The following is a 12,357-nucleotide window of genomic DNA, read 5'->3' on the forward strand; positions in this document are numbered from 1 at the left end:
CGGGGGGTGGCGACCGAAGGGAGACTGGGGGCTTTACCCCACCCGGCAGACCTTCAGCATGTTCGTGCCGCCCGGGTAGCCCATGGGCTCGCCGCAGGTGATGGCGTAGGTGTCGCCCGGCATCAGCACGCCGCGCTCGACCAGGATCTTTTCCGCGGCCAGCAGCGCCGCATCGCGGTCGTCGAACTTGGGCATGAGCAGCGGGTAGACGTTGCGGTACAGCGCCATCTTGCGCTGGCTGATGGGCTGCGTCGTCAGCGCAAAGATGGGCACCTTGATGCGGTGGCGGCTCATCCACAGCGCGGTGGAGCCCGACTCGGTCAGCGCCAGGATGGCCTTGCAGCCCAGGTGGTGCGCGGTGAACAGCGCGCCCATGGCGATGGACTGGTCGATGCGCGCGAAGCGGCGGTCGGCGAAGTCGGTCTCGATGCTGACGTACTCGGCGCGCTCGGCCTCGAGCGCGATGGCGGCCATTTGCTCGACGGTTTCGACCGGGAACTTGCCGGCCGCGGTTTCGGCGCTGAGCATCACGGCGTCGGTGCCGTCCAGCACGGCGTTGGCCACGTCGCTCACCTCGGCGCGCGTGGGCACCGGGTTGACGATCATGGACTCCATCATCTGCGTGGCCGTGATGGTCAGCTTGTCCATCTCGGCGGCCATCTTGATCATGCGCTTTTGCAGCGCCGGCACGGCGGCGTTGCCCACTTCCACGGCCAGGTCGCCGCGGGCGACCATGATGCCGTCGCTGGCCTTCAAGATGGCTTCCAGCTGCGGAATGGCCTCGCTGCGCTCGATCTTGGCGATCAGCGCCGCCTTGTGGCGGTAGGGCTCGCCGGCCACGTTGGCCAGTTGGCGGGCCAGTTCCATGTCGGTCGCGTTCTTGGGGAAGCTGACGGCCAGGTACTCGCACTGGAAGGACATCGCGGTCTTGATGTCTTCCATGTCCTTGCCGGTCAGCGCCGGGGCGGTGAGGCCGCCGCCTTGCTTGTTGATGCCCTTGTTGTTGCTGAGCTCGCCGCCCATCTTGACCGTGGTGTGCACGGCCGCGCCGCGCACCGCGTCCACCGTCAGCACCAGCAGGCCGTCGTTCAGCAGCAGGGTGTCGCCGGGCTTCACGTCGCGCGGCAGCTCCTTGTAGTCCAGGCCCACGGCGTTGACGTCGCCCAGCTCGGTGCGGTCGGCGTCCAAGATGAAGGGGGCGCCGTTCTCCAGCATCACCTTGCCTTCGGCGAACTTGCCGACGCGGATCTTGGGGCCCTGCAGGTCGGCCATGATGGCCACTTCCTTGCCCACGCGGCGACCGGCCTCGCGCACCATGGTGGCGCGGTCGATGTGGTCTTGCGCCTTGCCGTGGCTGAAGTTCAGCCGCACCACGTCCACGCCCGCGCGGATCAAGCGCTCCAGCATCTCGGGCGTGTTGGAGGCAGGGCCCAGGGTGGCAACGATCTTGGTGGCGCGGGTCATGGCGATGTAACTCAATTACGTAATCTGGCGATTATGCGATTACATCGTGGCTCGGCGCCAGGGGGTCGGCACCCCCTCTGACAATGCCAACATGTCCCGCCTGCTGACCATTCCCCAACGCCGCGACGAAACCCTGAGCCCGGCGCAGCGCAAGTTCAACCGCCTGCAGCAGCAGATCCAGGAGGTTCGCGAGCGCTTGGCCGCCTGGGACGCGGCCTGGCCCGGCTTTGCCAAATCGCACGCCGAGTCCGTGGTCCCGCTGCGGCAACTGGCCGAGCAGTACCGCCGCGAAACCGCCATTCACCTGGACCACTGGCTGTCCGAGGGCGGCTGGTCGCAGGGCGAGCGCGGTGCGCTGCAAGACCTGGTGTGCGAACTGGCCCGGGAGGTCATCGAGGACCACGGGCTGGACGCCGGGCAGCAGGCCTGGTGGAAGGACCTGCACGACCGCCACGCCGAGCTGGGCTTCGACGCCGAGAACGCGCACCACATGGCCGTGCTCAAGCGCATGCTGGAGCGGCAGACCGGGCTGGACCTGCGCGACCTGGAGGTGGACAACGAGGCCGACCTGATGCGTCACGTGCGCGAGCGCCTGCACGCGCAGCGCGACGCCGAGGGCGAGCCCGAGGAGGCGCCCACGCCCAAGCCCAAGAAGCTCAGTGCCGCCCAACGCAAGCGCCAGGCCGAGCGCGAGGCCGTGGCGGCGCAAGCCCAACAGTCGCTGCGCACGGTGTTCCGCAAACTGGCCAGCGCCCTGCACCCCGACCGCGCCAGCGACGCGGCCGACGGCGAGCGACGCACCGCCCTCATGCAACGCGCCAACGCCGCCTACGCGGCCGAGGACCTGCTGGGCCTGCTGACCCTGCAGTTGGAGATCGAGCAGATCGACGACGCCCACCTGCGCGGCGCCAGCGAGGCCCAGTTGAAGCACTTCAACGCCGTGCTGCAGGAGCAGTTCGACGAACTGCAGTCGGAGCTGGCGCTCAAGGAGCGGGCCTTTTGCGCCGAGTTCGAGTTGCGTCCCCGCCAAGGCCTGAACCCGGCCAAGCTGGCCCCCGTGCTGGCCCATGCCGTGGCCGACATGCGGGCCGTCGCCTACGAGGCCAAGCGCGACCTCGCCTGCGTCATCAGCCGCGACGGCACGCGGCGCTGGCTCAAGAAGCGCAAGGCCGAGCTGCGCGTCGATTTCGGCTGAGGCTCATTCGTCCCAGCGGAAGCGCCACAGCGCCACCGCGGCAAAGGCGGCACTGAAGGCCAGCAGCACGGCCGTGGGTTGCAGCGCGGCCTCCAGCCCCAGGCCGCGCCAGGTCATGGCGTCGATGCCGTCCACTGCCCAGCGGGTGGGCACGAACAGGGTCACGGTCTGCAGCCACTCCGGGAAGATGAACGAGGGCACCCAGGCGCCGCCCAGCATCACCATCAGCAAGGTGACCATGATGGCCAAGCCGCGGGTGGCCTCGGGCGTGCGCCCCAGGGCGGCCACCATCAAGCCGAAGGTGGCGGTCAGCACCGAGAAGGCCAGCAGGATCGCCAACAGGCCCAGCGCGCTGCCGTGCACGCGCACGCCGAACACGCCCATGCCCACGGCCAGGATGGCCACGAACAAGCCGAAGGCGATGAGGGTCGCACTGGCCATGCGGCTGCCCAGCAAGCTGGCGCGGCCCAAGGGCGCGGCGCGCAGGCGCTTCCACAGGTCCATGCGGCGCATCAAGAGCAGGCCCACGCCGATGTCCACGCCCAGCATGAGGATGAACTGCACCCCCATCCCACCGAAGGAGTGCGCGTAGCCGTTGTAGCCCTGGGCCGGCCCGCTGCCGGCACTGGCTTCCACGGCGCGCAGGGCGAAGGGCTGGCGCAGCCCACCGACCGCGCCCGACGAGGCCGCGCCCGAGGCCGGGGCCGCCTGCGCCTGCACCTTCTCGATGCTGCGGAACATCGCCGCCAGGTCCTCGCGCTGTGCATCGGGCAGGCCCTCGGCCGACTCGGCCTGCTGGCGCAATTCGCGGAAGGTGCTGCCGCTGGGCGACATCGCGTCTTGGCCCACCACCTGCATCACCGACTGGCTCAACAGCCCCTCCACCATGGGCAGCACCATGGACTGCGACGGGTCGTGCGTGACGACGATCTCGGGCGCCGGACCGGCGCCGAACATCGCCCGGCCCGCCTGGGCGCCAAAGCCCGCAGGCAGGGTGATGGCGGCCCGCAGCTCGCCCTTGCGCACCTGCGCCGCCGCCTGCCCGGCGGGCAGCACCTGCACGCTCAGGTTGGCGTGGGCCTGCAGGCCGGCCAGCACCTTGGCGCTGCTGGGGCTGCCGTCCAGGTCGGTGACCGCCACGGGGATGCGCGAAGGCTTCCCCGCGCTGCCACTGCCACCGAACAGGGAACCGAAGAAGGCGGCGATCAGCACCGGCGCCAACAGGTTGAGCACGAGCGCACGGCGGTCCTGCAAGAACAGGCGCAGGTCCTTGCGCACCAGGGCGAAGAAGGCGGGGCTCATGCCGACGCTCCATCGCGCAGGGTGCGCCCGGTGAGGTGGAGGAACACGTCCTCGAGCGAAGCGCGGCCGCTGCTCAGGTGCTTCACGCGCCGCCCCTGGGCGGCCAGGGCCTGCAAGACCGCCGGCGCGACCTCGAGGTCGTCCACCCCCAGCACCAAGCGCGCATCGAAGGCCTGCACGCGCTTGACCCCCGGCAGGGTCGCCAAGGGCGGCAGCGCGGGAGGCCCGTCCAGGTCGATTTGCAACTGCTGCGCCGCCGGCAACTGCGCCAACAACTGCGTCAGGGTGCCCTGGGCCACCACGCGCCCGTGGTCGACGATGACGATGGCATCGGCCAGGCGCTCGGCCTCTTCCATGTAGTGCGTGGTGTAAAGCAGGGCCTTGCCCTCGCGCTTGAGGCCTTCCAGCGTGTCGAAGATGGCGTTGCGGCTTTGCGGGTCCACGCCGGCGGTGGGCTCGTCCAGCAGCAGCACGTCGGGGCCGTGCACCAGCGCGCAGGCGATGTTGAGCCGGCGCTTCATGCCGCCGCTGAAAGTCGAGGGCTTGTCGCCGGCGCGGTCCAGCAGGCCCACGCGGGCCAGCACCTCGGCGGCGCGTTCGCGCTGCTGCGCGCGGCTCAGGCCGTACAGCGCGCCGAACAGCTCCACGTTGGCCTGCGCCGGCAGGTCCTCGAAGAGGGCAATTTCTTGCGGCACCAGGCCGATGCGGCGCTGGTAGGCGTTGCGGTCCTGCGCCAGGGTGTGGCCGCCGATGGCCACGCTGCCGGCGTCGGGCGCGGTAAGCCCACACACCATGCCGATGGTGGTGGACTTGCCAGCGCCGTTGGGGCCCAGCAAGGCCAGCAACTGGCCCGGGGCCAAGGACAGCGAGACGCCGTCGACGGCGACGCGGCTGCCGTAGGTTTTGCGCAGTTGCTGCGCTTCAAGGCCGAGGCTCATGGGGGCTCCTGGGAGGGGATGGCGCGCATCTTCTCCGTCCCACCCGGCCTGGAGCATCCCCCTGGCGACGGATGGCGCGCGCGCGGCGCCAATCGACGGCCGCGCGGCGCCAGCAGCGTCAGCCCGCCGCGCGCTTCGCCAAGATCTCGAAGGCCGGCAGGGTCTTGCCTTCCAGCACTTCCAAAAAGGCGCCGCCGCCGGTGCTGATGTAGCTGACCTGGTCGGCAATGCCGTACTTGGCGATGGCCGCCAGGGTGTCGCCACCGCCCGCGATGGAGAAGGCGCTGCTGGCCGCGATGGCGCGGGCCAGGGTTTCGGTGCCGTGCGAGAAGGCCTCGAACTCGAACACGCCCACCGGGCCGTTCCAGACGATGGTGCCGGCGGCCTTGAGTTGCTCGGCCAGCATCGCGGCCGTCTTGGGGCCGATGTCCAGGATCAGGTCGTCGTCGGCCACCGCGTCGGCCGCCTTGACGGTCGCCGACGCGTCGGCGGCGAAGGCCTTGGCGGTCACCACGTCCACGGGGATGGGCACCGCAGCGCCACGGGCCTTCATGGCCTCGATCACGGCACGGGCCTCGCCCAGCAGGTCGGGTTCGGCCAAGCTCTTGCCGATCTTCAAGCCCGCGGCCAGCATGAAGGTGTTGGCGATGCCGCCGCCCACGATGAGCCCGTCCACCTTGGACGAGAGGGCCTGCAGGATGGTGAGCTTGGTGCTGACCTTGCTGCCCGCCACGATGGCCACCAGCGGGCGCGCCGGTTGGGCCAGGGCCTTGGAGATGGCGTCGATCTCGGCCGCCAGCAGGGGGCCGGCGCAGGCGATGGGCGCGTACTGGGCGATGCCGTAGGTCGTGCCCTCGGCGCGGTGCGCCGTGCCAAAGGCGTCGTGCACAAAGATGTCGCACAGCGCGGCCAGCTTGCGGGCCAGCTCGTCGTTGTTCTTCTTCTCGCCCTTGTTCAGGCGGCAGTTCTCCAGCAGCACCAGCTCGCCCGGGGCCACGTCCACGCCGTCCACCCAGTTCGCCACCAGGCGCACGGGGCGGCCCAGCAGCTCGGCCATGCGCGCGGCCACGGGGGCCAGCGAGTCCTCGGGCTTGAACTCGCCCTCGGTGGGGCGGCCCAGGTGCGAGGTGACCATCACGGCGGCACCGGCCTTCAGCGCCAGCTCGATGGCGGGCAGCGAGGCGCGGATGCGCGTGTCTTCGGTGATGGCACCGCGCTCGTCTTGCGGCACGTTGAGGTCGGCGCGGATGAAGACGCGCTTGCCCTGGGCAGCGCCTTGGGCGACGAGGTCGGCGAAACGGATGACGTTCATGGTCGTGGGAGGAAGTGAAGAAAAAAGATTACCAACCGAAGCCCAGCTTGAGCACCAGCATCGCGGCCATGCCGCACACGATGGTGGCCAGGATGCTGCGGCGCCAAAAGTAGGCCAGCGTGCCCACCAGGGCGGCCGGCCAGCGGGGGTCCTGCCAGGTGCCGATGAGTTGCCCCTGGGTCATGAACACCTCGGGCGCCACCACGGCCACCAAGGCGGCCAAGGGGGCCACCTTGAGCGCCTCGCGCGCCCAGTGCGGCATGGGCCAGGGGCGCTCACTCAACATGAAGAAGTTGCGCGCCAGCACGCTGATGCCCGTCAGGCCCGCGATGACGATCCAGATCTGCGCTTCCGTCATGCTTTGCCTTCTCGCGCATCCAGCCACCAGCCCAAGGCGCCGGCCACCACGATGGCGGCCACGATGTGCAGCTTGAAGGGCAAGGCATAGGCCGCGATGGACACCGCGCCGGCCACGCCGGCGACGATCCACAGCACGCGCTCGTTGAGCAGCGAGTAGGCCATGCCCAGCAACGCCAGCACCCCCGCGAAGCCCAAGCCCCAGGTGGTGGGGATGCGTTCGGCCAACAGGATGCCGGCGATGGACGCCGTCTGCCAGGCCGTCCAGTTCACCGCCACCGTGCCCCAAAAGTAGGCCTCTTGCCCCGGCCCGGGCTGCGGGTCGGGAAAGCGTTTGACGAAATTGACGAAGTTCAGGTCACCGGCCAGGTAGCCGATGGGCCAGCGGCGGTGCCGCGGCAGGTGCCCGAAGTAGTGCCGCCACTGCGCGCTGAAGATGACGAAGCGCAGGTTCACGCAAAAGGCCGTACCCAACAGCACCCACAGCGGCGCGCCGGCGGCGATGAGCGGCAGGCTGGCCAGTTGCGCGCTGCCGGCGAACACCAGCAGGGTCATGGCCAGGCACTGGGCCAGGGTCAGGCCACTCTTGACCATGGCCACCCCCGTGACCAAGCCCCACGCGGCAATGCCCAGCGAGGGGCCCGCCATCTCGCGGGCGCCGCGCCGGAACTCGGGGTGGCGGTAAAAAGGGGGGGCGCTGGACGTGTTCAAGGCCCGCCATTGTGGCGGGCCCGGGTTTCACCCGAGTACGGGTCGGTTCACAGCTTCTTGACGCTGCCGCTGCCGGCGATGCTGCTGCTCACCTCGGCGTTGCCGCTGTAGCGCACGTCGCCGCTGCCGGCGATGCTCACCTTGAGCTTGCGATTGGCCTGCACCGAGGCATCGCCGCTGCCGGCGATGCTGACCTTGACCTCGTCGGCGACGAGTTCGCCGGTCTTGACGTCGCCGCTGCCGGCGATCGAGACGCCGAGCTCGGTGCTGCGCCCGTCGACCACCACGTCGCCGCTGCCCGAGACGTTCACGCTCAGCTTGTCGGCCTGCAACTGGCGGGCCAAGACGGTGCCACTGCCGGCCACGCTCAGGTCCAGGGCGCCGACCTTGAAGCTGGCGATCTCGGCCTTGCCGGAGCCGGCGATGGCCAGGGCGCGCAGGGTGGCCATGTCGACTTCGACCTTCAGCGGCTGTTTGGCGTACAGGTTGTAGCCGCGCTTGACGCCAATCTCCAGCACCTTGCCCTTGTGACCGTCCACGACCCGGGTCTCGACGTAAGGCAGCAGGTTGCCATCGCCCTCGAGTGACAGGCGTGCCGTCGGGGCCTGCCGAACGGTCACGTCAAAATGACCGGCCAGGCGGATGGCTTCGAAGCCGTCGACGTTGCGGGCTTCGCGCAGCGGCTTGCCGTCGCCCTTGACCTGCTCGCCCGCGCTGCTGCCGAAATTGAAGGTGAAGGCCACGGCAGCGGCGCTGAAGGTCAGGGCCAGGGCGGTGGCGCCCGTGAACAGGGTGCGGCGAAGGAGGGGGGACGTCATGGCAAGGCTCCGTGGGTGTTCAGTGCCTCGCATCCTGCCCCGCGGTGGCTGACAAGCCATGGCCGCTGCGACGAACTGCGATTTGCTGCGCCTGATCGGCGCCCTGCGCGGCCCGGCCGGGCCGCGGCCTCACTCGCTGGCCTTCTTTTTGGGCGGGGCCGACGCCTCTTCCTCGTCGTCCTTCTTGGCCTTCTTGGGCTCGGGGCGGGGCACCACCGGCGCCACGCCTTCGAGCTTGTTTTCGCGCATGTACTCGTCCATCTCCCGCCAGCCCGTGTACACGGCCGACTTCTGGGCCTTGGGGTTGAGCGTGTAGCAGTCCTCGATCGCGCGCATGGCGTGCCGGCAGGCGCTGCCGATGGCCTTGCCCTCGGCCTCTTTGGCCGCAGCCTCCTTGGCCGGATCGGGGATGCCCAGCATCTCGCAACCCGCCAACAGGCCAACCAGCGCCAGGGCGCTCAGGGTCCGGTGGGGGGCAAGACGGCGGTTCATGGGGTACTTATCGGTGGGCGGGCGCGCGCCTTGAACGAGAACAGCGGGGCAAACACCGGCCTTATTGGCCGCGGGCCATGGCCATCAGGCGCGCCACGCGCTCTTCGGTGCTGGGGTGCGTGCTGAACAAGCCGCGCAGGCCGCCACCGGACAGCGGGTTCATGATCATCATTTGCGCCGTTTCCGGGTGCGCCTCGGTGGGGCTCAGGGGAATGCCACGGGCCAGTTGGTGGATCTTCTCCAGCGCGCTGGCCAGGGCGGCCGGGTCGCCGCTGATCTCGGCGCCACCGCGGTCGGCCTCGAACTCCCGGGCCCGGCTGATGGCCATTTGGATCAAGCTGGCAGCCAAGGGCGCGAGCAGCATCACGGCGATGCTGGCGATGGGGTTGGCCGGGCGCCCCTCGCTGTCGCGTCCGCCAAAGATCATCGCGAAATTGGCCAAGGCGGAAATGGCGCCGGCCATGGTCGCGCTGATGGTGCTGATCAGGATGTCGCGGTGCTTGACGTGCGCCAACTCGTGGGCCATCACGCCGCGAATCTCGCGCTCGCTCAAGGCGCGCAGCAGGCCGGTCGTGGCCGCCACCGCGGCGTGCTGCGGATTGCGCCCCGTGGCAAAGGCATTGGGCGCTTGCTCGTCAATCAGGTAGACCCGCGGCATGGGCAAATTGGCGCGTTGGGCCAGCTCGGCCACCATGGCATAGAAGCGCGGGGCCGACTGGGCGTCGACCTCTTGCGCGTTGTACATCTTCAGCACCAGCTTGTCGGAGAACCAGTAGCTGAAGAAGTTCATCGCCAGCGCGAACAGCAGCGCCAGCATCATCCCGGTTTGCCCGCCCATGACCTGCCCCACCGCCATGAACAAGGCGGTGATGGCGGCCATCAGCAGGGCGGTTTTCAGCAGGTTGAACATCGCAGGGACTCCTTGGAGGGGGATCGTCGCCTTAGATGGGCGCGACGGGCCTTCAATTCAAGCCCAAGCCTGGCCCACGTGCAGGGGCAAGGGCTTGAGCACCGTCGAGGCCGGGCCGCGCTTAGCGCCCGGGCGTTGCGCTTCGGTGACGACCAGGCTGCCCTCGCCACAGGCCACCTCGGGGCCGTCGGCGTGCCAGGCCAGCACCGCGCCGGGCGAACCACCGCCCTGGGCCACGCGCGCACGCCACAGCTTCACGGCCTCGCCGCCCAGGCTCGCCACCGCCCCCGGGAAGGGGTCGAAGGCGCGCAGCCGGCGTTCGATGGCCGCCGCGGGCTGCCGCCAATCGATGGCGGCCTCGGCCTTGTCGATCTTGGCGGCATAGGTCACGCCCTCGGCCGGCTGGGGCACGGGCACCAGGCGGTCCAAATCGGCCAGGGCCTCCACGATCAAGCGGGCGCCTTGCTCGGCCAAGCGCTCGAACAGGCTGGCGCTCGTCTCGTCGGGCGCCAGGGGAAAGGCCTCGCGCAACAGCATGGCGCCGGTGTCCAGGCCCGCGTCCATTTGCATGATGGTGTTGCCGGTTTCCAGGTCGCCCGCCTCGATGCAGCGCTGGATGGGGGCCGCCCCCCGCCAGCGCGGCAACAGGCTGCCATGGATGTTGAGGCAGCCCCGCGGGGGAAGGTCCAGCACCCACTGGGGCAGGATCAGGCCGTAAGCGGCCACCACCATCAGCTCGGGCGCCCAGGCCTGCAACTGCGCCCGCGCCGCTTGGGCGTCGGCGTCGAACTTGCCCCCCAGGCGCAGGCCCTGCGGCTGGATCACGGGCACGCCAGCCGCCAGGGCGGCCTGCTTCACCGGCGAGGCTTGTAGCTTCATGCCCCGCCCGGCGGGCCGGTCGGGCTGGGTCATCACTCCGACGAGTTCGTGGCCCGCGGTCAGCAAGGCCTGCAGCGCCGCTTCGGCAAACGCCGGCGTGCCGGCGAAGACCAGCCGCATCAGCCCAACCGGTGCGCGGTGCGCGCCTGTTCGTCGCGGGTGCGCTTGAGCATCTTGGTCTTGATGCGGTCGCGCTTGAGCGGGCTGAGGTACTCGACGAAGACCTTGCCCATCAGGTGGTCCATCTCGTGCTGGACGCACACCGCCAGCAGGCCCTCGGCCTCGAACTCGTACACCTCGCCATCGCGGTTGAGGGCGCGAACGCGAACCTTCTCGTGGCGGCGCACCTTGTCGTAGGTCTGAGGCACCGAGAGGCAGCCCTCCTCCTCCTCCCGCAGGGTCTCGCTGGCTTCCACGATCTCCGGGTTGATGACCACCATGGGCTGGTCGCGACCCTCGCTGCAGTCCATCACCAGCACGCGCACGTGCCGGTCCACTTGCGTGGCGGCCAGGCCCACACCCTCGGCGGCGTACATGGTTTCCAGCATGTCGTCGACCAATTGGCGGATGCCCGCGTCCACCTCGGCCACGGGTTGGGCGACGGTGTGCAGGCGGGGATCGGGGTAACGCAAGATGCTCAAACGGGCCATGGGCTTGTATCGGGGTGTTGCAGAGGCGATGCTGGGCGGCGTCAACGGGTTCTTGCCAGCGCGAACCGCCTCCAGATGGCGGCAGAATGGCGCCGGTCAAGGGAGGGGTGAATTGTCGCCCAGGCCCCGCGAACCATGGACGCGCCAGGCTTTGCTGGCGCGAACCCAACCGGGAGAGTTCCGTTGAAGCCTTATCGCCTGAGCCCCATCCCCCTGCTGCTGGCCCTGAGCCTAGGCACCGGTCTGGCCCACGCCACCAACTTCCCCGTCACCAACGACCAAAAGGCCACGGCCGAGCGGGTGGCGCAGGCCGGCGTGCCGCTGGAGGCGCTGGCCCCCAATGCGCCCGACAGCTACACAGTGAAGTCGGGCGACACGCTTTGGGCCATTTCGACGATCTTCCTGAAGACGCCCTGGCGCTGGCCCGAGTTGTGGGGCATGAACCGCAGCCAGATCGCCAACCCGCACCTGATCTACCCGGGACAGACCCTGTTCCTGATCAAGCGCGACGGGCGCGCGACCCTGGAGTTGGCGCGCGAAGCCGGTGGCGTTGCTGATGGCAAGTTGAGCCCGCGCGTGCGCGGCAGCGCCCTGGCCGACAACCCGGTGGCCGCCATCCCGCAGCACCTGATCGAGCCCTTCCTCAACGAGGCCGTGGTGTTCGACCGCGACGAACTGGCCACGGCACCGCGCATCGTGGCCGCCCCGGAAAACCGGGTGCTGATGACCGAAGGCGACCTCGGTTACGTGCGCGGCGTGCAACAGCCGATGACGGAGTACCGCGTGTTCCGCACGCCGGTGCCCCTGCGCGACCCGAGCACCGGCGAGATCTTGGGCTACGAAGCCCGCTACCTGGCCAAGGCCGAACTGACCCGCCTGGGCGGGCAATCCGGCGGCAAGGACGACCTCGAGATCCCGGCCACCATCAAGATCGGCAAGGTGCGCGGCGAGGTGGGGGTGGGCGACCGCCTGAGTCCCGTGCCGCCGCGTTCGTTCAGCCAGTACGTGCCGCACGCGCCGGACAAGCCGATCGAGGGCCGCATCATCTCGATCTATGGCGACGCCCTGACGGCCGGTCAGAACCAAATCGTGGCGCTCAACCGCGGCACCGCCGACGGCGTGGAGCGCGGCCATGTGCTGAGCCTATGGCGCGCCGGCAAGCGCGTCATCGACCGCACGGCCGAGCGCCCACAAGACGTGCAACTGCCGGACGAGCAGCACGGCGTGCTTTTTGTGTTCCAGACCTTCAGCCGCGTCAGTTACGCGCTGATCATCACGGTCAAGGAACCCGTCAGCCCCGGCGATCGATTCAGCCAACCCTGACGGTTC

Annotated in this window: 13 protein-coding genes; 2 read left to right on the forward strand and 11 right to left on the reverse strand. The window is 69.6% G+C overall.

All coding sequences use genetic code 11. The annotated features are described in order from the left end of the window. Positions 1-33: 33 nt before the first annotated feature. Positions 34-1,464, reverse strand: coding sequence for a pyruvate kinase (gene pyk / locus EOD73_RS11140; protein WP_127683086.1), 1,431 nt, complete (start codon positions 1,462-1,464; stop codon positions 34-36). Positions 1,465-1,555: 91 nt separating this feature from the next. On the opposite strand from pyk, the gene EOD73_RS11145 reads away from it, so the two are divergent. Next, positions 1,556-2,659, forward strand: coding sequence for a hypothetical protein (locus tag EOD73_RS11145; RefSeq protein WP_127683087.1), 1,104 nt, complete (start codon positions 1,556-1,558; stop codon positions 2,657-2,659). A 3-nt stretch (positions 2,660-2,662) separates the two neighbouring features. Here the strand turns inward: EOD73_RS11145 and EOD73_RS11150 are convergent, their stop codons facing one another. The 10 genes from EOD73_RS11150 to def all read right to left on the reverse strand — a co-directional run bounded on the left by EOD73_RS11150 (position 2,663) and on the right by def (position 11,028). Continuing rightward, on the reverse strand, positions 2,663-3,961 hold the full coding sequence (locus tag EOD73_RS11150) for an ABC transporter permease (protein WP_127683088.1): 1,299 nt from the start codon (positions 3,959-3,961) through the stop codon (positions 2,663-2,665). Then, the gene (locus EOD73_RS11155) at positions 3,958-4,899 is read right to left on the reverse strand and encodes an ABC transporter ATP-binding protein (RefSeq protein WP_127683089.1); all 942 of its coding nucleotides are present in this window, start codon (positions 4,897-4,899) and stop codon (positions 3,958-3,960) included. Before EOD73_RS11155 ends, EOD73_RS11150 begins: the two co-directional genes overlap by 4 nt. Before the next feature lie 118 nt (positions 4,900-5,017). Then, on the reverse strand, positions 5,018-6,211 hold the full coding sequence (locus EOD73_RS11160; protein WP_127683090.1) for a phosphoglycerate kinase: 1,194 nt from the start codon (positions 6,209-6,211) through the stop codon (positions 5,018-5,020). A 28-nt stretch (positions 6,212-6,239) separates the two neighbouring features. Beyond that, a complete protein-coding gene (locus EOD73_RS11165; RefSeq protein ID WP_127683091.1) occupies positions 6,240-6,569 on the reverse strand; it encodes an AzlD domain-containing protein in 330 nt (109 codons plus the stop codon). Continuing rightward, entirely contained in the window at positions 6,566-7,216 is a 651-nt protein-coding gene (locus EOD73_RS11170) for an AzlC family ABC transporter permease (protein WP_127683480.1), read from the reverse strand. Before EOD73_RS11170 ends, EOD73_RS11165 begins: the two co-directional genes overlap by 4 nt. Before the next feature lie 110 nt (positions 7,217-7,326). Beyond that, positions 7,327-8,097 (reverse strand): head GIN domain-containing protein, encoded by a 771-nt coding sequence (locus EOD73_RS18050; protein ID WP_441316919.1) that lies wholly within the window; start codon positions 8,095-8,097, stop codon positions 7,327-7,329. Positions 8,098-8,226: 129 nt separating this feature from the next. After that, on the reverse strand, positions 8,227-8,589 hold the full coding sequence (locus EOD73_RS11175; protein ID WP_205702457.1) for a hypothetical protein: 363 nt from the start codon (positions 8,587-8,589) through the stop codon (positions 8,227-8,229). Positions 8,590-8,650: 61 nt separating this feature from the next. Further along, on the reverse strand, positions 8,651-9,499 hold the full coding sequence (htpX, locus tag EOD73_RS11180) for a zinc metalloprotease HtpX (RefSeq protein WP_127683092.1): 849 nt from the start codon (positions 9,497-9,499) through the stop codon (positions 8,651-8,653). 57 nt (positions 9,500-9,556) lie between these two features. Next, entirely contained in the window at positions 9,557-10,498 is a 942-nt protein-coding gene (gene fmt, locus EOD73_RS11185; protein ID WP_127683093.1) for a methionyl-tRNA formyltransferase, read from the reverse strand. After that, the gene (gene def, locus EOD73_RS11190) at positions 10,498-11,028 is read right to left on the reverse strand and encodes a peptide deformylase (RefSeq protein WP_127683094.1); all 531 of its coding nucleotides are present in this window, start codon (positions 11,026-11,028) and stop codon (positions 10,498-10,500) included. The genes fmt and def overlap by 1 nt, the downstream gene beginning before the upstream one ends. A 135-nt stretch (positions 11,029-11,163) precedes the next feature. Between def and EOD73_RS11195 the strand changes: the two genes are divergently transcribed. After that, complete coding sequence (locus tag EOD73_RS11195; RefSeq protein ID WP_127683095.1) at positions 11,164-12,351, forward strand: LysM peptidoglycan-binding domain-containing protein; 1,188 nt, start codon at positions 11,164-11,166, stop codon at positions 12,349-12,351. The last annotated feature ends 6 nt before the right edge of the window (positions 12,352-12,357 follow it).

Source organism: Inhella crocodyli (genome assembly GCF_004004565.1).
GTDB lineage: Bacteria > Pseudomonadota > Gammaproteobacteria > Burkholderiales > Burkholderiaceae_C > Inhella > Inhella crocodyli.